At 71.8% G+C, this 20,796-nt stretch carries 20 protein-coding genes; 3 read left to right on the top strand and 17 right to left on the bottom strand.

Features of this window, described 5'->3' with window-relative positions; genetic code table 11:
- Positions 1–161: 161 nt before the first annotated feature.
- The 8 genes from xylB to glmS form a co-directional block, all read right to left on the bottom strand.
- Complete coding sequence (gene xylB, locus AMY39116_RS0323170) at positions 162–1,574, bottom strand: xylulokinase (RefSeq protein ID WP_020420015.1); 1,413 nt, start codon at positions 1,572–1,574, stop codon at positions 162–164.
- Positions 1,571–2,362 (bottom strand): DeoR/GlpR family DNA-binding transcription regulator, encoded by a 792-nt coding sequence (locus AMY39116_RS0323165; RefSeq protein WP_020420014.1) that lies wholly within the window; start codon positions 2,360–2,362, stop codon positions 1,571–1,573. Before AMY39116_RS0323165 ends, xylB begins: the two co-directional genes overlap by 4 nt.
- A complete protein-coding gene (locus AMY39116_RS0323160) occupies positions 2,355–3,374 on the bottom strand; it encodes an NAD(P)-dependent alcohol dehydrogenase (protein WP_020420013.1) in 1,020 nt (339 codons plus the stop codon). The genes AMY39116_RS0323165 and AMY39116_RS0323160 overlap by 8 nt, the downstream gene beginning before the upstream one ends.
- A gap of 1 nt (position 3,375) precedes the next feature.
- Positions 3,376–4,221 carry a carbohydrate ABC transporter permease gene (locus AMY39116_RS0323155; protein WP_020420012.1) on the bottom strand — a complete coding sequence of 282 codons (846 nt, stop codon included), beginning with the start codon at positions 4,219–4,221 and terminating at the stop codon, positions 3,376–3,378.
- On the bottom strand, positions 4,218–5,138 hold the full coding sequence (locus AMY39116_RS0323150; protein WP_235716201.1) for a carbohydrate ABC transporter permease: 921 nt from the start codon (positions 5,136–5,138) through the stop codon (positions 4,218–4,220). Before AMY39116_RS0323150 ends, AMY39116_RS0323155 begins: the two co-directional genes overlap by 4 nt.
- Positions 5,135–6,595, bottom strand: a complete 1,461-nt coding sequence (locus tag AMY39116_RS0323145) for an extracellular solute-binding protein (RefSeq protein ID WP_027936164.1) — start codon at positions 6,593–6,595, stop codon at positions 5,135–5,137. Before AMY39116_RS0323145 ends, AMY39116_RS0323150 begins: the two co-directional genes overlap by 4 nt.
- A 201-nt stretch (positions 6,596–6,796) precedes the next feature.
- On the bottom strand, positions 6,797–8,236 hold the full coding sequence (locus AMY39116_RS0323140; RefSeq protein WP_020420009.1) for an NAD(P)H-hydrate dehydratase: 1,440 nt from the start codon (positions 8,234–8,236) through the stop codon (positions 6,797–6,799).
- A 10-nt stretch (positions 8,237–8,246) separates the two neighbouring features.
- Entirely contained in the window at positions 8,247–10,109 is a 1,863-nt protein-coding gene (gene glmS / locus AMY39116_RS0323135; RefSeq protein WP_027936163.1) for a glutamine--fructose-6-phosphate transaminase (isomerizing), read from the bottom strand.
- A gap of 121 nt (positions 10,110–10,230) precedes the next feature.
- Here glmS and AMY39116_RS0323130 point away from each other — a divergent pair, with 121 nt between their 5' ends.
- Positions 10,231–11,043, top strand: a complete 813-nt coding sequence (locus AMY39116_RS0323130; protein WP_020420007.1) for a dienelactone hydrolase family protein — start codon at positions 10,231–10,233, stop codon at positions 11,041–11,043.
- A gap of 350 nt (positions 11,044–11,393) precedes the next feature.
- Here the strand turns inward: AMY39116_RS0323130 and AMY39116_RS0323125 are convergent, their stop codons facing one another.
- The 6 genes from AMY39116_RS0323125 to rplM all read right to left on the bottom strand — a co-directional run bounded on the left by AMY39116_RS0323125 (position 11,394) and on the right by rplM (position 17,265).
- The gene (locus AMY39116_RS0323125; RefSeq protein ID WP_020420006.1) at positions 11,394–11,765 is read right to left on the bottom strand and encodes a hypothetical protein; all 372 of its coding nucleotides are present in this window, start codon (positions 11,763–11,765) and stop codon (positions 11,394–11,396) included.
- The gene (locus AMY39116_RS46255; RefSeq protein WP_020420005.1) at positions 11,762–14,395 is read right to left on the bottom strand and encodes a WXG100 family type VII secretion target; all 2,634 of its coding nucleotides are present in this window, start codon (positions 14,393–14,395) and stop codon (positions 11,762–11,764) included. Before AMY39116_RS46255 ends, AMY39116_RS0323125 begins: the two co-directional genes overlap by 4 nt.
- Positions 14,395–14,733: a hypothetical protein gene (locus tag AMY39116_RS0323115; protein ID WP_235716200.1), complete on the bottom strand. Its 339-nt coding sequence runs from the start codon at positions 14,731–14,733 to the stop codon at positions 14,395–14,397. Before AMY39116_RS0323115 ends, AMY39116_RS46255 begins: the two co-directional genes overlap by 1 nt.
- Positions 14,734–14,770: 37 nt before the next feature.
- On the bottom strand, positions 14,771–16,105 hold the full coding sequence (glmM, locus tag AMY39116_RS0323110; RefSeq protein ID WP_020420003.1) for a phosphoglucosamine mutase: 1,335 nt from the start codon (positions 16,103–16,105) through the stop codon (positions 14,771–14,773).
- 210 nt (positions 16,106–16,315) lie between these two features.
- Positions 16,316–16,798, bottom strand: coding sequence for a 30S ribosomal protein S9 (gene rpsI / locus AMY39116_RS0323105; RefSeq protein ID WP_017986651.1), 483 nt, complete (start codon positions 16,796–16,798; stop codon positions 16,316–16,318).
- Positions 16,799–16,812: 14 nt separating this feature from the next.
- Positions 16,813–17,265 (bottom strand): 50S ribosomal protein L13, encoded by a 453-nt coding sequence (rplM, locus tag AMY39116_RS0323100; protein WP_020420002.1) that lies wholly within the window; start codon positions 17,263–17,265, stop codon positions 16,813–16,815.
- A 232-nt stretch (positions 17,266–17,497) separates the two neighbouring features.
- On the opposite strand from rplM, the gene AMY39116_RS0323095 reads away from it, so the two are divergent.
- Together AMY39116_RS0323095 and AMY39116_RS45615 are read left to right on the top strand one after the other, a co-directional pair.
- Positions 17,498–18,355, top strand: coding sequence for a hypothetical protein (locus AMY39116_RS0323095; protein ID WP_020420001.1), 858 nt, complete (start codon positions 17,498–17,500; stop codon positions 18,353–18,355).
- Between the two features lie 523 nt (positions 18,356–18,878).
- A complete protein-coding gene (locus tag AMY39116_RS45615; RefSeq protein WP_020420000.1) occupies positions 18,879–19,334 on the top strand; it encodes a DUF4333 domain-containing protein in 456 nt (151 codons plus the stop codon).
- Positions 19,335–19,388: 54 nt separating this feature from the next.
- Here AMY39116_RS45615 and AMY39116_RS0323085 read toward each other — a convergent pair whose 3' ends face one another.
- The 3 genes from AMY39116_RS0323085 to AMY39116_RS43455 all read right to left on the bottom strand — a co-directional run.
- A complete protein-coding gene (locus tag AMY39116_RS0323085; RefSeq protein ID WP_020419999.1) occupies positions 19,389–19,670 on the bottom strand; it encodes a WXG100 family type VII secretion target in 282 nt (93 codons plus the stop codon).
- Between the two features lie 65 nt (positions 19,671–19,735).
- Entirely contained in the window at positions 19,736–20,053 is a 318-nt protein-coding gene (locus AMY39116_RS0323080) for a WXG100 family type VII secretion target (protein WP_017986646.1), read from the bottom strand.
- 152 nt (positions 20,054–20,205) lie between these two features.
- Positions 20,206–20,796, bottom strand: a 591-nt coding sequence (locus AMY39116_RS43455) for a type VII secretion-associated protein (RefSeq protein ID WP_039791710.1), incomplete at its 5' end; no start/stop codon positions are given.

The raw sequence follows: 20,796 nt of genomic DNA, 5'->3' as shown, positions 1-20,796 counted from the left end.
AGTACCTTGACACCCCTGGTCGGCGACCAAAGATCGGCTGCGGATCGGGGGCGGGGGAGGTCTGGGGCGTTGGTCGTGGCATGCGTTGCCGAGCGGCGGTCAGGCGCCAGTCGCGGTCCGGCTCATGGGTGGGAGCAGCGCCGCGCAGGCCCTTCCCTAGCTCACGCCCCCTGCACCGGCACGTCGTGCACCAGCTGTCGCACCGCCAGGTGCCTGCCGCGGATCTCGTTGCCGACCTCGGGCGACTGCGGCTGCTCCAGCGTCACCTGCGCCTTCGCCTCCCACACCGGCGGCTCCGCGCCTCCCGCCAGCGCCCAGGCCGCCTGGCGCGCGGCGCCCAGCGCGACGTGCTCCGCCGGCTCCGGCACCACCACCGGCACCCCGAACACGATCGGCGCGATCGCCCGCACCGCCTCGGACTGGGCCGCCCCGCCGATCAGCAGCACCCGCCGGGCGGCCAGGCCCTGTGCCGCCACCGCGTCGAGGCCCGCCGACAGGCCGCACAGCATCCCTTCGACCGCGGCGCGCGCCACGTTTTCCGGCGTCATGTTGCCCCGGCGCAAGCCGTGCAGCGAACCGGCCGCCGTGGGCAGGTTCGGGGTGCGCTCGCCGTCCAGGTACGGCAGCAGCGTCAGGCCCTCGGCGCCCGGCTGGGCCGCCAGCGCCAGCCGGTCGAGCCCGGCCAGGTCGGTGCCCAGCATCGCGGCCGTCGCGGTCAGGACGCGCGCCGCGTTGAGCGTGCAGGCCAGCGGCAGGAACCGGCCGGTCGCGTCGGCGAAACCGGCGACCAGTCCGGTGGCGTCCGCGGACGCCGTCTCGCACACGCCGAACACCGTGCCGCTCGTGCCCAGCGACACCACGACGTCGCCCTCGCCGAGACCGAGCGCCAGCGCCGCGGCCATGTTGTCGCCCGTGCCCGCCGACACCAGCACCCCGTCCGGCGTCCGCCCGGCCGCCTCCGCCGGGCCCAGCACCCGCGGCAGCTCCGGGTCCCGGCCGCCGAACGCGTGCTTGAGGATGTCCCGCCGGTACACGCCCTCCGCCGGCGAGAAGTAGCCCGTGCCGGACGCGTCGCCGCGGTCGGTCACCGGCTCGCCGCCGGTCAGCCGCCAGGTCAGCCAGTCGTGCGGCAGCACCACGCGCGCCACCCGGTCGGCCAGCTCCGGCTCGTTCTCCGCGAGCCACCGCAGCTTCGTCACGGTGAAGCTGGCGACCGGCACCGAGCCGACCGCCTCCGTCCACGCCGCCGGGCCGCCAAGCTCCCGCACCAGGTCCTCGGCCGCCTGCCCGGACCGCGTGTCGTTCCACAGCAACGCCGGCCGCACGACCTCGCCGTCCTCGTCGAGCGTCACCATGCCGTGCTGCTGACCGCCGACGCCGAGCGCCTGGACGCCGTCCAGCAACCCGTCGCTGGCCTCGGTGAACGCCCGCCACCACTCGCGCGGGTCCACCTCGGTCGCGTCCGGGTGCGCGGCGCGGCCGGTGCGCACCACCGCGCCCGTCTCCGCGTCGCAGACGACGATCTTGGTCGATTGGGTGGACGAGTCGACCCCGGCCACGAGCTTGTCCGTCATGATCCCTCCGGAACTTCGGCCACGAGCACTTCCACGCCGAGCGCCCGCATCGCGGCGATCTCGTCGGCGGGCGTCATGTCGTCGGTGATCACGACGTCGTAGGCGCCGACGTCACCGTAGTCGTAGGTCGCCGTGCGGCCGAACTTCGAATGGTCGACCACGAGCACGTTCCGGTTCGACGCGGCCAGCGCGGCCGTCTTCAGGTCGGCGTAGTCGCGCACCGGGTGGTAGAGCCGCCCGCCTGCGACCGCCGTCGCGGAGACGAACCCGACGTCGGCGCGCATCCGGCCCAGGGCGGCGACGGTGTCCGGACCGCTGCACGAGTCGAACTCCGTGTAGCGGCCGCCGAGCAGCAGCACCTCGACGCCCTCGGCCTCGCCGAGGATGCGGGCCTCCTCCAGGGAGTTGGTGATCACCACCAGCCGCCCCAGCTCCGGGAACCGGCGGACCAGCGGGAACAACGTCGTCGAGTCGTCGACGAACACCGTCTGCCCGGCCGTCACCTGCTCGAACGCCAGCGCCGACAACGCTTCCTTCAGCGGCAGGTTGAGGTTCTCCCGGAAGCGCTTCGCCGTCTCCATGGTCAGCGCCGGGTACGCCGCCACCTTGCCGCGCAGCTTGCGCAGCAGCCGCCGCTCCGCGAGGTCGTCGAGGTCGCGGTGCATCGTCATCAGGCTGACCCCGAACTGCTCGGTCAGCTGATCGATGCGCACCTCACCGCAGTCGATCACGTGCCGCAGGACCTCCTGGCGGCGCTGCTCGACCTCGGCGTCGGACGGTCTAGGCACGCACCACCGCCTTGATGACCGAGTCGTCCTTCCCGGCGATGGTGAGGGCCTGCTCGACCTCGTCCAGCCCGAACCGGTGGGTGACCAGGCGGTCCAGGTCGACCTCGCCGCCCGCGGCCAGCGCGATCGCCGTCGGCCAGGTGTTCGCGTACCGGAAGGTGCCGGTGACCTCCAGTTCGAAGTTCTGCACGTGCGCCAGCGGCAGCGGGATCTCGTCGCCGCCCATGCCGATCAGCACGACCCGGCCGGCGCGGGCGACCGTGCGGATCGCCTGCCCGGCCGCGGCGGGCACGCCCGAGCACTCGAGCAGCACATCCGGCTCGAACACGGCGTCGGCCAGGCTCTCCCGCGACACGTCGATCGTCGCAGTCGCGCCCAGCTCCTCCGCCACCTGGAGGCGCCGCGGGTTGACGTCGGTGACGACGACCTCGCTCGCGCCGAACGCCCGCGCGGTCTGCGTCGCGACCAGCCCGATCGGCCCCGCGCCGGTGATCAGCACCCGGCTGCCCGGCGCGATGCGCGACTTGCGGCTCGCCCACACACCCACCGACAGCGGTTCGAGCAGCCCGGCCGCGTCGTCGCTGAGCGCGTCCGGCACCGGGTGCGCGAAGTCCTCACGCAGCACCACGTACTCGCAGAACGCGCCGTCGATCGGCGGGGTGCCGAAGAACCGCATGCGCGGGCACAGGTTGTAGCGGCCCGCCTTGCACTCGGCGCACACCGAGCACGGCACGCCCGGTTCGAGGGCCACCCGCGCGCCGATCTCGTGCCGCCGCGCGTCCTTCCCCCTGGCGACGACCACCCCGCTCGGCTCGTGGCCGAGGACCAGCGGCTGCTCGACGACGAAGTCGCCGATGCGGCCGTGCTCGTAGTAGTGCACGTCGGAACCGCAGGTGCCGACGGAGGCGACCCGGATCAGCACCTCGTCCGGCGCAGGCGCCGGCACGGGACGCTCCTCGACGCGGATGTCGTGGATCCCGTACAGCACGGCGACCTTCATCGTCGCGGGCACTTCACTCACCTGTCACGGCTCCCAGCGTCAGGCCGGTGACCAGCCACCGGCGCACGGCGAGACCGGCCACGATCATCGGCAACACCACAATAGTGCCGATGGCCGTGAGCTGGCCCCAGTCGATTCCCGTCTGCGTCACGAGCTGGTCGGCGGCGATCGGCAGGGTCTGCGAGTGCGGACCGCTGAACACCAGCGCGAACGCGTAGTCGTTCCAGGAGAACACCAGGCACAGCACGAAGGTGGTCACCAGGCCCGACTTGGTCAGCGGCAGCACGACGTGCCAGAACGCCTGCCACCGCGTGCAGCCCGCGACCAGCGCCGACTCCTCCACCGACGGCGGCACCTCGGCGAAGAACGCGCTCATCAGCCAGATCGCGAACGGCAGGTTGAACGTCAGGTACGCCAGGATCAGCCCGGGGATGCTGTCGATCAGGTTCGCGCCGCGGAACAGCAGGAACAGCGGCAGCACCACGACGGCGATCGGCGCCATCCGGGTCGAGATGATCCAGAACGCGACGTGCTTCTTGGCCCGCATGCGGGTCCCGGCGAGCCCGTAGCCCGCCAGCGCGCCGATCGCGACGGCGAGCACCGACGAGATCCCGGACGCGAGCACGCTGTGCCAGATGTAGGGGCCGAGGTTGTTGGCCCCGGTGAACAGGCTGCGGTAGTTCTCCAGTGTCGGCTGGAACAGGAACTCCGGCTCCGCGGCCGTGACGTCCACATCGGACTTGAACGAGGACGCCACCATCCACACCAGCGGCACCAGCGTCCACAGCAGACCGACGATCACCACGGCGCGGACGCCCACCCGGGCGCGCAGCGGCGTGCGGTCGATGGCGCTCGTCATCGGGTCAGCCCCTTCCTGTCCAGCACCCGGACGAACGCCCGCGCGATGAGGATCGTCACGACGAGCATGACGAGCCCGATCACCGCGGCGTATCCGAGGTCGAAGAAGCGGAAAGCGGTTTCGTACAGCCGGATCGGCACCGTCTTGGTCGCGTCCGCCGGGCCGCCGTTGGTGGTGACGCTGATGATGTCGAAGTAGCGGATCGCGTCCATCGAGCGGATCAGCAGCGCGACCAGCAGCACCCCGGAGATCGAGGGCAGCAGGACGTGCCGGAAGCTCTGCCAGCCGTTCGCGCCGTCCAGCGCCGCGGCCTCGCGGATGCTCTGCGGCACCGCGGTCAGGCCGGCGAGCACGACCAGCGTGATCAGCGGGGTCCACTCCCAGACGTCCATCGCGACCACCGCGAGGAACGCCGACGTGCCGCCGCCGAGGATGTCGCCGTGGTAGCCGACCAGGCCGAGCAGCCACGTGTAGAGGCCGAACGTGGAGTCGGTGAGGAACCGGCCGAGCAGGCCGACGATCACCGGCGCGACGAACATCGGCAGCAGGAACAGCGTCAGCAGCAGGTTGCGGGCGCGCACCAGCTTCCACAGGCACAGCGCGAATCCCAGGCCCAGCACCATTTCCAGGCCGACGGTCAGCACGAAGAAGGCGATGGTGCGCAGCCACTGCACCCACAGGTCGAGGTCGCCGAACAGCCGCGCCCAGTAGGTCAGGCCGACGTTGTCGAACACGACCCCGCCGAGCAGGTGCACGCGCGAGAAGCTCATCGCGATGATCGTGACCAGCGGGATGACCGACAGCAGCGCGAGCAGGATCATACCCGGCGTCAGCATGAGGCCGTGGAAGCCGATCCGCTTGCGTGGCTTGGTGTTCCGCACCGGCGCCTCGGCCGGCGCGTCGAGTGTCGTGGTCATGCCGCCCACCCCCGTGCCGTGATCCGGTCGATCTTCGTGGCCGCGCCGCGCATGGTGTCCGCGGGCGAGGAATCCCCGGCGAGCATTTTGGACAGTTGCGTGTAGACGGCGGTGTCGCACTCGTTCCACATCGGGATCTTCGGCCGCAGACCGATGTTCTCCGGCTGCCACGCGGTCGCCACGGCGGGCGCGGCGAGGATGTTCGGCATCGCGGAGGGCCGGTGCTCGGCGGCGCGGACCTCGGGCAGGTCGTAGACGGACTGCCGGGTCGGGGTGCCGCCGCCTGCCTCGCTCTTGAGGTTGGCCAGCTGCGTCTGCGTCGAGGTCGCCCAGAGGACGAACAGCCACGCGGCCATGCGCTCGTTGGGCTGGGTGTTGCCGTTGATGCCGATGCCGCAGCCGCCGTAGTGGTTGGCGGAGCGGACCGGACCGCGCGGCAGCGGGGCGTAACCGAAGCGGCCGGGCATGGCCTTCTCGTTGGCCGCCGCGTACTCGTGCCAGTTGACGCACATCGCGATCCGGCCCGAGCTGAGCGCCGGGGCGAGGCCGTTCCAGTCCCAGGTCTTCGACGACGGGTCGGCGATCGACAGGAGCCGCTGGTAGAACTCGGCGGCGGCGATGGCCTGGTCGCTGCCGAGGCGGCACGGGCCGGGGTCGGTGGTGCCGTAGAGGCCGACCTCGGTGCCGTTGTCGAAGTAGTCGCCGCCGTATGACCACAGCACGTTGGAGAAGTCGCACATCAGCGAGTCGTGTTGTTTGGCCTGGTGGCCGGTGCCGTAGGCGACTTCGTCGGCGTTGTCGTTGAACCACCGGGCGATCCGCAGGTACTCGTCCCAGGTGCGGTCGAGGCCGGGGGTCGGGTCGAAGCCGAGGTCGTCGGCCATGCGCGCGCCGTACTTGTCGAACAGGTCGGCGCGGTACTGCCAGATCATCGTCGGGCAGTCGTAGGGGACGGCGAAGATCTTGTCCCGGTCGCCGAACCGGCCGGCGGCGTCGAGCTGGGTCGGGATGAAGTCGTCCCAGCCGTCGAATTCGGGCAGGCCGGGCTGCGCGGCGAGCTCGCGCAGGTCGACCAGGCCCTTCGAGTAGGGCGCGAGCACCTGGTAGGGGTCGGCGTAGATCACGTGGTACTGCGATTCGCCGCCGGCCAGGTCGAGCGCGACCTTCTGGACCAGGGCGGACAGCTCCAGCGTGACGATGTTGACGTTGATGCCGGTCAGGTCCGTGAACGGCTTGAGGTTCGCCGCGATCGCCGCGGTGGGGGCGGTGTTCTCGGAGATCAGGTTGATGGTGGCGCCTGCGAACTGGCGCCAGCGGTCGTCGGTGACGATCCGCGGCGCGTCCTGCCGGGCGCTGCAGGCGCCGAGCAGGCCGCCGGTGGCGAGGGCCGCGCCGCCCGCCAGTGCCCCCCTGAGCACCGACCGCCGCGCGACGCCCCTTGGGGGCGCTCCCGTCATTGGGTTCCTCCGTAGTTGGTGGGGACGCCCACTTATTTACCAGAGGATCTCGCAGTTGTTAACACATAACTCGATAACTTGATGGGTAAGTTCTCCTATGGGAGCTCTGGGTGATCGTTCGTGTTCAGAACGCGGTCGATCTAGGTCTGCGCGGCCTCCGGAATCGCCGCGAGGATCGCGCCCGGGAGCCCCCGCTCCGCGTCAGAGCGCCGCGGCGCGCACGGTCCGCACCGCGTCCGGGATCGCGGCCAGAATCCCCGAAGCCGAGACCGGCACGCCCCGCGCCGCAAGATCCCCCGCCAGCGAATGCACGTACGCCGCGCACCCAGCAGCCAGCCACGGCTCCAACCCACCCGCCAGCAGCGAGCCGATCAACCCGGACAGCACGTCCCCGGAACCGGCCGTCGCCAGCCACGAGCCGCGCGCGACGTTCACCAGCACCCGGCCGTCCGGGGCGGCGACGATCGTCACGTTGCCCTTCAGCAGCACCACGGCGTCGTACTTCGCCGCGGCCTCCCGCACCGACGCCACCCGGTCCTCGCCCGGCGGGCGGCCCATCAGGCGTTCGAACTCGCCCGCGTGCGGGGTCAGCACCAGCGGAGTGCCCGGGTCACGAGCGTCCAGGACGTCCGGGCGGTGCGCCATCAGCGTCGTCGCGTCGGCGTCCGCGCACACCGGGACCCCGGCGCCGAGCACGTGCCCCAGCACCTCACGCCCCTCGCGGCCGGTCCCGATCCCCGGCCCGACCACCCACGCCTGCACCCGCCCGGCGTCGGTCACCGAACCGGTCGCCACGACCTCCGGCCACCGCGACCGCACGACGTCAGCCGCCGGCCCGGCGTAGCGCACCATGCCGGACGTCGCGAGCACCGCCGAACCGGTCGCGAGCACCGCCGCGCCCGGGTAGGTCGCCGAGCCGGCCGCGACGCCCGTCACACCCTGGGTGTACTTGTTGTCCGCCGGCCCCGGCACCGGCCACGCGCGCCCGACGTCGGCCGCGTCCAGCTGCCACAGGTCCGGATCGTCCAGGTCCAGGCCGATGTCGACCAGCTCGACCCGCCCGCAGCGCGACGGGTTGAGCACGTGCACCGGTTTGCGCGCGCCGAACGTCACCGTCCGCATGGCCGTGACCGCGTCGCCCGGCACCGCCCCGGTGTCCGGCTCGAGGCCGCTGGGCAGGTCGACCGCCAGTACCGGCGTGCGAACGTGCTTGACCAGCGCGGCCGCGTCCGGGCGCAGGCCGCCGTGCGCGGACAGGCCGACGATCCCGTCGATCACCAGGTCCGCGGCTTCGAGCACCGCCGGGCCGTCCTCGGCGGACACCACCCGGCCCTTCGCCCGGCGCAGCGCGGCCAGCCCGGCGGCGTGCGCCTTCTCGGGCTTGAGCAGGATCGCGGTGACGCTCACGCCCCGGCGGCGCAGGAACGCACCGGCCCACAACGCGTCGCCGCCGTTGTTGCCCGCGCCGACGAGCAGCGCGACGCGCCGCCCGGACACCTGCCCGGTGTGCTCGGCCAGCATCTCGGCCGCGTGCAGGGCGACCGCGAACGCGGCCTTGTGCATCAGCGCGCCCTCGGGCGTGGCGGCCAACAGCTTCTCTTCAGCCGAACGGATCCGGTCGGTGGTCCAGATTCCCTGCACGCGGCCCTGTTTACTCCACGGTCACGGACTTCGCCAGGTTCCGCGGCTTGTCCACGTCGTAACCACGCGAGCGAGCGATCTCGGCCGACAGCACCTGCAGCGGCACGGTCGACACCAGCGGCTGGAGCAGCGTCGGCACCGCCGGGACCTCGATCAGCTCGTCGGCGAACGGGCGCACCGTGTCGTCGCCCTCCTCGGCGATGACGATCGTGCGCGCGCCGCGGGCCTGGATCTCGCTGATGTTCGACACCAGCTTGGCGTGCAGCACCGCGCGGCCCTTCGGCGACGGCATCACGACGACGACCGGCAGGCCCTCCTCGATCAACGCGATCGGGCCGTGCTTCAGCTCACCGGCGGCGAAGGCCTCGGCGTGCATGTACGCCAGCTCCTTGAGCTTGAGCGCGCCCTCCAGCGCGACCGGGTAGCCGACGTGCCTGCCCAGGAACAGCACGGCCTTCGAGTCGGCGATGTCCCGGCTCAGCTCGCGCACCTGGTCCACAGTGGACAGGACCTTCTGCACGGCGGCCGGCATGGCCTCCAGCTCGGCGAACTCGCGTGCCACCTCGTCCGGGTACTTCGTGCCGCGGGCCTGCGCCAGCGCGAGGCCGACGAGGTAGTTCGCCGCGATCTGCGACAGGAAAGTCTTCGTCGCCGCGACCCCGACCTCCGGCCCGGCGTGCGTGTAGAGCACGGCGTCGGACTCGCGCGGGATCTGCGCGCCGTTGGTGTTGCAGACGGCCAGCACGCGCGCCTTCTGGTCGCGGGCGTGGCGGATCGCTTCGAGCGTGTCCGCGGTCTCCCCGGACTGCGACACGGCGACGACCAGGGTGTCCCGGTCCAGCACCGGGTCGCGGTAGCGGAACTCGCTGGCCAGCTCGACCTCGACGGGCAGGCGGCACCAGTGCTCGATCGCGTACTTGGCGACCAGGCCGGAGTGGTAGGCCGAGCCGCAGGCCACCACGAACACCTTGTCGACCTCGCGCAGGTCCTGGTCGGACAGGCGCTGCTCGTCGAGGATGATGCGGCCGCGGTCGAAGTGGCCGCGCAGCGTGTTCGCCAGCGCCTCCGGCTGCTCCTCGATCTCCTTGAGCATGAAGTACTCGTGGCCGCCCTTCTCGGCGGCCGAAAGGTCCCAGTTGACCGTGAACGGCTTGCCCTGCGCGGGCTCGCCGGCGAAGTCGGAGATGTCGTAGCCGTCCCGGCTGATGACGACGACCTGGTCCTGGCCCAGCTCGACGGCCTCGCGGGTGTGCTCGATGAAGGCCGACACGTCGGAGGCGACGAAGTGCTCGCCCTCGCCGACCCCCACGACCAGCGGCGACGACCGCCGCGCGGCGACGATCATGTCCGGCTGGTCGGCGTGGGTGACGACCAGGGTGAACGCGCCTTCGAGGCGGCGGCACACGGCCCGGACGCTGGCCGGCAGGTCACCCGCGGTGGGGCCGTTGGCGTAGGCGCGGGCCACCAGGTGGGCCGCGGTCTCGGTGTCGGTGTCGCTGGTCATCTCGACACCGTCGGCCTCCAGCTCGGCCCGCAGGGCGGCGAAGTTCTCGATGATGCCGTTGTGCACGACCGCGACGCGCTGCGAGGCGTCCCGGTGCGGGTGCGAGTTGCGGTCGATGGGCGCGCCGTGGGTCGCCCATCGGGTGTGGCCCATGCCCGCGGTGCCCGCGAACCCGTCGAGGCCGTGTTCGGAGAGCGCGCCCTCCAGGTTGGCCAGGCGGCCCGCCTTGCGTTCGACGGTCAGCGCGCCGGCGCCGTCCAGCACGGCCACGCCGGCCGAGTCATACCCGCGGTACTCCATCCGGCGCAGCCCGCCGAGCACGACGTCCAGCGCCTGCCGGTGACCGACATATCCCACGATTCCGCACACACCACCAGCCTAACGAGGGATACGGGTCGCGCTCCCCCGGCTCATCTCCACCTCGGCGAAACCGCGCTTCCGAAGGATGTTGCGCGGCCGTGCCGGGGCGGGCTGCCCTAAGCTCTCGACCATGGTCAGCAAGCCCAAGGAGCTGCTCGAAGAGCTGTCGCACGCGGGACCGCACGACGTGCTGCGGGGCAACCTCGCGCTCGCCGGATTGCCCGGTGTGGTGTTCACCCCACGAAGCGGCCTCGGGCTGCCGGCGGTGGCCTTCGGGCACGGTTGGTTGCAGCCGCCCGGGCGGTACCGCGGGCTGCTGGCGCATCTCGCGAGCTGGGGCATCGTGGCAGCCGCGCCCGCGACGCAGCTCGGTCCGCTGCCGTCGCACCGCCTGCTGGCCGCGGACCTGCGCACGACGCTCGACGTGGTGACCGGGGTGCGGCTCGGCCCGGACGCGATCAGCGTCGACCGGGACCGGCTGGGCCTGGCGGGCCACTCGACCGGCGGCGGATCGGCAGTGCTGGCCGCGGCCTCGGGCGGGGTGCGCGGGGTGGCGACGTTCGCCGCGGCGCAGACGCTGCCGTCGGCGAGCGCGGCCGCGGTGCACGTGACGGCGCCCGGGCTGCACCTCGCCGCGGACGGCGACCTGGTCGCCCCGGCGGGCGGCAACGCCGAGTCGATAGCCAAGGCGTGGGGCGGGCCGGTCCAGTACCGGAAGGTCGACAAGTCGACGCACCTGGCGTTGACCGAGGGCAGCCACTGGAGCCAGCGCCTGCTGCACGGGAAGCCGAACCACCGGACGCAGGTGCTGGTGCGGGCCCTGTTCACGGCGTTCTTCCTGACGCATCTGACCGGGACGGACAAGTACCGGCCGCTGCTGGAGACGGACGTGAAGCGCGCCGAAATCGACTTCTCGCGCGACGCGTTGCCGGTGGCTGCGTAGCTGCACCTCCGTCAGCCGCAGGAGTCCGGCCGCGCGAGTTCGGGGGCAACCGGCGCCCCACCAGCGCCATCCGCACCCGCCCAGCCCAACACCACGCCGCCGCCAGAAGCCCGGCCGCGCGCGTGCGGGGGCGGCCGGCGCCCCACCAGCGCCGCCCACACCCGCCCAGCCCAACACCCCACCCCCCGCAGAAGCCCAGCCGCGCACGTTCCGGGGGCAACCGGCGCCCCACCAGCGCCGGCCGCAGAAGCCGGGCCGCGCGCCGGGCAGCCGCACCACAGCAGCCCGCCAACCACCAGCGCCGCCCTCGGCCACAACACCCCACAGGAGTCGGGTCGCGGGCTTTGGGATCAGCCCAGCCAGTCCTTGTTCGAGTAGTCGTCCTCGGGTTCGTCGGGGCGGGCGTGGCGGCCTCGGCGCGCCGGGGGTTCCGGTGGGGGCGCGTGGCGGTTCGTCGGTTCAGTCGCCATCTCCGGGTCTTCGAAGTCCATGCCCAGTGAGGCATTGGGGTCGGACTTCTCGGGCAGCTCCCACCCGGCGGCGGTCCTCGTGCGGGCGGCCTGCTCGGCGAGGCGCTGCACGCTCGCGGCGGCCTCCCGCGTGAGGTCGCCGGCGCGGGCCTGGCTCTCCGCGAGACTCGTCTCGACGCGGCGGCCGATCAGGTCCTGACGGGCGACGCGCTCGGCGGCGATCGCGTCGAGCTTCGTCTGGAACTCGCTCACCTGCGGGTTTCCTCCTCGTCCAGGGAGCCGCTGATGCGGCCACCCGAGCCGGGGCTGTCGAAGATGTCGCCGTCAACGCGGTAGGCGCGGGAGGACCGCTCGGGATCCTCACCACCCTGGTTCCCGGCGGCGGCTGGCAGGCCGCCGAGCATGCTCATCCCGCTGGGATCGACAGCCGCGCCGACCGGATCAAGCCCCGGCGCGGTGCCGAGGGCGGCCCCGGACGCCGGAGGCGCCGAGGAGTGCCCGATCGAGCCGGGATCGCCGAGGGAGCCGCTCACGGCCCCCTGCTCGGCCGGCCCATCGGAAACCCAACCCAGCGCGGCGGCTGGGCTGGTGTGCTCCTGCCCGCCGAGCGACGGGTAGCCGGTAGCGCCCGGACCGGCAGCGTCCGCGAGGTTCGGACCAGCACCAGCGGCGCCGGACATAGTCGCTTGGGCGCCATCGGGCGCGCCGTCGGCACCCGCGCCTTGAACCTGAGCGTGGCGGGGCCCGGAGGCAGCAGCCGGCTGGGCGAGGTCATCGAACGCGCCAGCCGCCGACCGCTGGGCGGCATCGGCGAGGGAGACGGAGTCTGCGGCGACAGCCGGCTGGTTGAGGCCGCCGAGTGCGCCAGTCGCGCCGAGGCGCTGGGCCGGGTCGGTGGAGAGGCCAGGGGCGGCCCCGACGCTGGCGGGTGTAGCGGGCCCACCGGCGGGCTCCTCATCCAGGGGGTACGTCGTGGGGGTGCCCGTGCCGTCGGCGAGCGGGGCGAAGTCCGCGGCGCCAGCTGACTGGCCGGGGCCGCCGAGTGCGCCGGTCGCGCCGAGGCGCTGGGCTGGGTCGGTGGAGAGGCCGGGGGCGGACCCTGGGCTGCCGGGTGTGGCGGGCCGGGCGGTCGGCTCCTCGCCCAGGGGGTACGTCGTCGGGGCACCGGGGACGGAGCCGGAGCCGCCGGGCGCGGTTGGCTCCTCGCCGAGGGTGTACGTCGTTGGGGTGCCCGTGCCGTCGTCGAGCGTGATCACCGTTGGGCCGGTCTCGCCGGCTGGGCGTTCGGCTGTGATGTGCAGTGGGCCGTCGTCGATGTGGATTTTGCCGTCGGCGGCCGGGGTGTACGCGGGGGTCGCCGGGTCGGGGGTGCCCCACGTGAGCTGGTAGTCCTTCGGCTGGCCGTCGCCGTTGTCGATTTTGATGGCCATTCGGCCGGTCTGGTCGGGCTCGGTCAGTTCGAGCTTGCTGTCGCCCCGCTGGACCGTCAGCGTGTCCTGCTCGTCCGGCACCGGCTCGGCGGCCGGCACGGCGGGCGCCACCGCCGGGGGCACGACCGGAGGGGCGAGTGGTGGTGTCGCACCCGCCGCGCCAGCGCCACCCGCGAAACCCGCGCCGCCCGCCGAGCCACCGCCACCCGCCGAACCCGCGGCGCCACCGCCGGCGCCGCCCGCGCCACCGGCACCGGAGCTCTGCGGCGCGACCGGCGCGGCCTCGCCGACCGCAGCGAACGGGTTGTCCGGCACCTGCTGCAACTCGGTGTTCAACGCCGACCACTGGGCCGCCACCGCGACGCGCGTGTTCTCGCACATCGTCTGGAACTCGCCGACGAAACCGGCGAACCAGCGGCAGAACTCCGCCAGCCAGCTCTTCGCCCACGACTGCACCGCGTCCAGCAGCTCGTCCGACATCCCGAACGACGAGCCCACCAGCAGCTGCCCCGCCAACGGCGAATGCTGCCCCAGCAGGAACGGGATGAAGTGCTTGAAGTCGTCCGCGCTGGCGTTGCGCCCCAGCTCCGCGATCCGCGCGAGGCGCGAGGTGTCCTGCGCCGTCAGGCCCTGCTGCTGCGGCCACGTCTGGAACGCGTACTGCAGCACCCACGAAGCCTTGTCCCGGCACGAGCCGGCGACCGCGGCGATCGTCCGGTTCACCACGTCCGCCGCGTGCTCCAGCGACTGCTCGACGGCCCTGACCCCGTCCCCGAACTTCGTCCAGGACGCCGCCGCCGCGCTCTTCCCGTCGCCCTCCCACGAGCCGAACAACGCCTGCATCGCGGAGTTCTGCGACGGCGCCGCGTCCGCGACCGACTCCCGCACCTGCACGATCTCGGTCACCCCGGCGGCGAACTTGTCGAACGGGATGTCGCGCTGCTCGTCGTAGCGGTCGATCAGCTCCTGCAAGCGGAAATCCGGCAACCCGGGCGCCGCCACCGCGCGCGCCCTGCTGTAGACGGGCAGCCACACCCGGAAACTGTCCAGCCCCGGCACGCCGGCGTCGAGGATCTCGTTCGAGTTCGCCGCCCCCGGGCTGGTGTCCGACCCCTTCAGCGAGTCGAGGCGCGCCTTCCCGTCGTCGACCGCCCGCGCCTGCGCCTCGCGCGCCGCCTGCATGTTCGCGTCGTGCTTGCCCTGCGCCGCGGAGTACGCGTCGTAGGCGAAGGCGCCTTCCTGGAGGTCCCGGTCGGTGAACCCGAACCGGTCCTGATAGGACTCCAGCAGCTCCTTCTTCTCGTTCTCGTTCGCGAAGCCGTAGACGACCGGGTCGACGTCACCGATCGCGTCGAAGTAGCGGACGAGCAGGGTGCGCTTGGTCTCGTCGTCGATCCCCGGGTCGTCGACGAGCTGCCGGACCTCGTCGATCGTGGGCAGCCGCTCTGCCATCAGCTCGCCGCCGTCCGCACGTCGGCCTGGGACCGGTCGTCCGCCGCCGTGTAGGACCCGCTCGCGCGGCCCAGCTTGTCCGCGAACTCACCGGAGGCCCGCACGTAGCTGTCCACACAGGCCACCAGCCGCTGCACACCCGCCTGGTACCCGGCGAAGGACTCGTGGTGCTTGCGGCCGAAGTCCTCGGCCGTGATCCGCACGTCCTTGAGGTTGGGCAGCGTGTATCGCAGCTGCGTCCCCGGCTCGTCCCGCACCGTGCCGGCGGCGGCGCTGAGCTGCTGCGGATCGACCTCGTACCCGGCCACGACCACTCCCCCTCGCTCCGTGTCGTGCACAGAACATACCTACCGGGTACGACAATCCGCAGTCGGTTCAGGAGACGGACGAAACGACTCCGGCGAGGCGGTCCGCGGCGGCCTGGGCGGTTTCCTGTGACGGCGCCTCGACCATCACCCGCACCAGCTGCTCGGTGCCGGACGGGCGCAGCAGGACGCGGCCCTCGTCGCCCAGCTCGGCCTCTACGGCCTCGACGGCTTCGCGCACGACGTCGGACTTCGCGACCGTCGCCTTGTCCGAGACCCGCACGTTGACCAGCACCTGGGGCAGCTTGCGCATCACGCCGGCCAGCTCGGCCAGCGTCTTGCCGGTCGACGCGACCCGGCTCATCACCCGCAGCGCGGTGAGCAGGCCGTCGCCGGTGGTGGCAAGCGCCGGGAACACCACGTGGCCGGACTGCTCGCCGCCCAGCGCGTACCCGCCCGCGCGCAGCTCCTCGAGCACGTACCGGTCGCCGACGGCCGTGGTGCGCAGGTTGACCCGGTGGTCGCGCATGGCCAGGTGCAGGCCGAGGTTGCTCATCACGGTCGCGACGAGGGTGTCGTGGGTCAGCTCCCCGGCCTCGGCCATCGCGAGCGCCAGGATCGCCATGATCTGGTCGCCGTCCACCAGCTCGCCGGAGGCGTCCACGGCGAGGCAGCGGTCGGCGTCGCCGTCGTGGGCGATGCCCAGGTCGGCGCCGTGCTCGACCACCATCGCCTGGAGCTTGTCCGGGTGGGTCGAGCCGCAGCCCTCGTTGATGTTGATGCCGTCCGGCTCCGCGTGGATGGCGATGACCTCGGCCCCGGCCTTGCGGTAGACCTCGGGCGCGGCGAACGAGGCCGCGCCGTTGGCGCAGTCGACGACGATCCGCAGGCCCGTCAGCGGGTGCGGGGTGGCCGCGAGCAGGTGGTTCGTGTAGCGCTCGAGGGCGTCGTCGACGTCGCTGACCCGGCCGATCTCCGCGCCGGTCGGGCGGGGGCCGTCACCGGTCAGGCCCGCCTCGATCTCGTCCTCGATGCCGTCCGGGAGCTTGTGCCCGCCGGAGGCGAAGAGCTTGATGCCGTTGTCCGGCATGGGGTTGTGCGACGCGGAGATCATCACGCCGAGGTCGGCTTCGAGCGCGCCGACCAGATGGGCGACCGCGGGGGTCGGCTGGACACCCACACGGAGGACGTCCGCGCCCGCCGACGCGAGGCCGGCCACGACGGCGGCCTCCAGCATCTCGCCGCTGGCCCGGGGGTCCCGCCCGACGACCGCGACCGGACGGTGCGAGCGGTCGTGCGCGGCGAGCACACGGGCCGCGCTGGCCGCCACGGACAGCGCCAGCTCCGGGGTCAGCTCCCCGTTGGCGAGGCCTCGAACCCCGTCGGTGCCGAAAAGGCGAGCCATCTCATCCTCTCCTCGAGCGTGCAACCCCGACAACCTAGCGTCCCCCGATTCGACGGTAACGCTCCCCCGGAGCATCGTCGCCAGGGTGCGTTCCGCTGGAAGAACGCGGTTTTCGCACGTTACATACCCAGCCTGGGTGTCACCTGCACAGGAACGACGAAGGCGCCCACCCGGAACCGGATGGGCGCCTTCGCGTCGGACTGGCGCAGGTCAGCGCTTGCTGTACTGCGGAGCCTTGCGAGCCTTCTTGAGGCCGTACTTCTTGCGCTCGGTCGCACGCGCGTCGCGGGTCAGGAACCCGGCCTTCTTCAGCGCGGGACGGTCGTCGGCGTCGACCTCGACCAGGGCGCGAGCGATCGCGAGGCGCAGCGCGCCCGCCTGGCCCGAGATGCCGCCACCGGTCAGGTTGCCGAAGATGTCGAACGAGTCCGGCTTCTCCACGGTCACCAGGGGCTCGCGGATGAGCTGCTGGTGCACCTTGTTCGGGAAGTACTCCTCCAGGCTGCGCCCGTTGAGCTTGAACTTGCCGGTGCCGGGGACGAGCCGCACGCGGACGACGGCCTCCTTGCGACGGCCGACGGTCTGGGCGGAGCCACCGGCAGCGCGGGACGGCCGCGGCGCGGCCGGCGTCTCGCTGGTCACGACCGCCTCGGTGGCCTCGGGGGCCTCGGTCTCGGTCTCCGTGCTGGTCACAGACACTTCCTCACTCACTTGGCGACCTGCGCGATCTTGGTGATCTCGAACGGCTGCGGCTGCTGCGCAGCGTGCGGGTGCTGCGGGCCTGCGTAGACCTTCAGCTTCTTCGCCTGGGCGCGGCCGAGCTTGTTCTTCGGCAGCATGCCCTTGACGACCTTCTCCAGCAGCCGGTCGGGCCGGGTGTCGAGCAGCTCGCCGAACGAGCGCTTGCGCAGACCGCCCGGGTAGCCGCTGTGCCGGTACGCGAACTTCTGGTCGCGCTTGTTACCGGTCAGGCGGACCTTCTCGGCGTTGACGATGATGACGAAGTCACCGGTGTCCACGTGTGGTGCATACGTGGGCTTGTGCTTGCCGCGCAGCAGCGTGGCGACCTCGGTCGCGAGCCGGCCGAGCACGACATCCTCGGCATCGATCACATGCCAGGCACGGGTGACATCGCCAGGCTTAGGGCTGTACGTGGGCAAGGGTTTACCTCGTGGTCAACGGTGCGTTTGGGGTCGAGTGCGTACCCAGCGCGAACGCTTGCTGCACGCACAACGACATATAAAGATACCCGCCGGGTTCGGCGACCTTGAAGGCGGGGTGTCCCCGGCCTACATACTAGGGTTGCGCGCAGTCGAGAACACGGTTTTCCGCCTGGAGGGGGCCACCGGCGTGTCCGCGCGAACGAGATCCAGCCTACCGAGGTTCACCGCGGTGCTCGCCACCGTGGCCCTGCTCGCCGGGTGCGGCAGCGCCAAGGCGGGGACGCCCGTGCCCGACGGCGAGGACGCCGCCGCCTACGTGAGCGCGAAGTTCGACGAGACGCTCAACAAGCTGTCCGACCAGTTCAGCGCCAACGAGACCCGGAAGACCCGGCTGGACCAGGTGGTGCGCTTCGACGAGCGGCGCCTGAACGCGACGATCAGCGCCGTGCAGCTGGGGCACCCGCCCGCGCGGCTGAGCCGCAACCACTCGAACCTCGACTCGAACGAGTACCTGGACGTCTACCACCCGGCCAACAGCCCGGTCGAGTACATGCTGCTCGGGCCCGTGTACGCCAGCCTCGCGCCGACGCCGTGGGTGCAGATGCCGTACACGTCGGGCCAGTACAACGAGTGCTACTGGGAGGGCGCGCAGACGGTCTGCAAGATGCTCGGCGCCGTGCAGGACTCGGTGGAGGGCGGCCATGGCGCGAAGAGCGCCAACAGCAAGCCCGACGGCAGCGTCGAGCTGATGGCCGAGGTGACCCTGACCGCGTTCATCGAGAACGACGTGGTGACCTTCCCCGCCGCGATCAGCTCCGAGCTGACGGCCGAGATGAAGGCGCAGACGCTGCAGACGCGCGTCGTGCTGGACCCGCGGGGCAAGCTGACCGAGATCGAGATGACGGGCAAGATCACCGGCAACGGGCACGAACTGGAGATCGACTACCACTACCGGCTCGACGGCACGCCGTCCGAGGTCGACCTGCCGAAGATCCCGGACCCGTCGCAGGTCACGGTGTTGGCGGACAGTGCGGCGGTGTCGGATTTCTACGCCCGGATGGACGACATCCAGGGGCAGGGCAGGTGAGTGGCGTGAACCAGCCGCAACAGCCGGGGTGGCAGCCGGAACAGCAGAATCCCGCCGGCGGACCGGTCCCCCAGCCCTGGGGACAGCAGGGCCCGGCCAGTGGGCCGGTTCCGCAGCAGTGGGGCCAGCAGCCCACTGACCAAGCCGGCGCGGCCGCACCCTGGGGCCAGCCCAGCCAGCAGAATCCCGCCAGCGGGCCGGTGCCCCAGCCGTGGGGGCAACAGCCCGCCGACCAGACCGGCCCGGCGAACGGCCCTGCCGCATCTTGGGGCCAGCCCGGCCAGCACAACCCCACCAGCGGACCGGTCCCCCAACCGTGGGGCCAGCAGTCCGCCGAAACCGGCCGGTACCGCCCGGGCAGAACTGGGGCCAGCAGGGCCCGCCCAGCGGGCCGGTCCCCCAGCCCTGGGGCCAGCAGCCCACTGACCAAGCGGGCGCGGCCGCTCCCTGGGGCCAGCCCGGCCAGCACAACCCCACCAGCGGGCCGGTCCCCCAGCCCTGGAGCCCGCACGAAACCGGCCAGGTGCCGCCCGGCCAGGGGTGGAACCAGCCCGGCCAGGCGCAGCACCAACCCTCCAGCCCCGCGACCGGCCCCCAGCCCCAGCAGGGCGGGCAGTGGCAGCCGAGCTACGGGGGGTTCGGCGCGTTCGGCGAGCAGAAGCCCAAGCGCTCCAAGAAGCCGTTCCTGATCGGCGCCGCGGTGGTCGTTCTGCTCGCCGGGGGTGGCGTCGGCGCGTGGCTGCTCGGCGCGTTCCAGGGGGACACCCTCGACCGGGCCGCGGTCCAGGACGGCGTCGTCAAGATCCTCCGCGAGGACTTCGGCGAGGGAGACGTCAAGAACGCCCAGTGCCCCGAGGACCAGCCGGTCCGCACGGGCACCACCTTCGAATGCACGGTGACCGTTGCGGGACAACCGAAAAAGGTCACCGTCCGCGTCCTCAACGACCAGGCGCAGTACGAAGTCGGAATGCCGCGCTGACCAACGGAAAAAGGCCCCGGCGCACAACGCCGGGGCCCCTTCCGGGAAAAGAACTCAGCCGCCGAACATCTTGGTGATGCCGGTGTCCGTGGACTGGTAGCCGTCCGCGATCTGCGGCAGCGCGGTGGCGATGCGGGCGAGGAGACCCTTCATGTCCTCCAGCGCGCGGTTCCACTCCTCCTGCCGGTCGTGCCACGCCTGCTGCGCGTCACCGGTCCAGCTGTTGGTCAGCGGAGCGAGGTCCGACTTCAACTGGGTGAAGAGGTTCTCCAGCTCGCCGCCGGTCTTGTTGCAGTCCTCGGCCGCCTGGTGGATGGTGGCGTAATCGACCTTCATCGGGCCCGACATGATTGTCCTTTCTGGTCTGGAAGTCAGGTGTGGTGACGGCGCTCAGGCCGCGATCACAGGCCCTCGAGAGCGGCCTGGAGCGAGCTCAGCTGCTGGTTGACTTCCTGGTCCTGCACCTCGTACTGGACACCGGAGGACTTGAGCATCTCGCCGATGTGCTCGAGCGCGTCGTTCAGCTTCGCCGACTTCTGGGCGAACGCGTCCATGACGTCCTGGAACACCTTGGCCGCCGGACCGGTCCAGCCAGCCTGCGTGGCCTCGATGTTGTTGGCCAGCTGCATCAGGTTCTGGTCCATCGCCAGCTTGGCCTCGGACACCTTCAGGTGCGCGGCCGCGAATTCTGCCGGATCCCCTTCAAAGCCGCCTGCCATGAGGAACTACCCCCTTCGTCGTGGTGTTGTCCGTAACGATCCCAACCGCCTACGGACCTACGACGATGACCTTGCCATGGCCGGTTCCGCCTTGTCCCGCCGTTCGCGGAAGTAGTTGCGCGTGTGAATGCCGCGCTCACCCGAACGGGTTTTCACGCGCTGATGTTGAGCGTCCGGATCACCTGCGTGCACGCGGCGTCCACCCGCTGACGCGCGTTTTCGTTCGCATACACGCACCCGACGTTCACCTGGACGTTCCCCTGCGCGAGCGCGTACCAGTCGATCGACGCGTTCTGGCCGGGCAGCACCTGGTGGTAGAAGACCACTTTCCGGCCGGCGTAAGTGGCTTCCGGGTTGAACCCGGAATACTGCGCGGGCGCCGCCTCGATCTGCGACCGCAACTCGCTGACGAGCCGGCCGGGATCCGCCGACGCGTCGTAGGACAGCGGGTGCTCCTGGACCGACACCGAGTCGAACTGCTGCTGCGCGTCGTCCGGTTTGATCAGCGTCTCCCGCAGGTCCGGCGAGCCACCGGTCTGCGTCCAGTCCTGCGGCGCGGTGAACTGGTAGTGGTACTGCGCGACGACCTTCCCCGGCGGCGGTTCCGGCTCCCCGTCCGCGGTCAGCACGACCACCAGCCCGGCCACCGCGGCGACGACGAGCACGGCCGCGCCGCCGATGATCCACGGCAGCTTCGGCTTCTTCCGCGACGGCGGCGCGGGGATCCCGCGCGGCGGCGAACC

It is taken from the genome of Amycolatopsis sp. ATCC 39116 (assembly GCF_000231075.2).
GTDB classification, from domain to species: Bacteria; Actinomycetota; Actinomycetes; order Mycobacteriales; family Pseudonocardiaceae; genus Amycolatopsis_E; species Amycolatopsis_E tucumanensis.
This window is presented reverse-complemented; position numbering and strand designations above follow the sequence as displayed.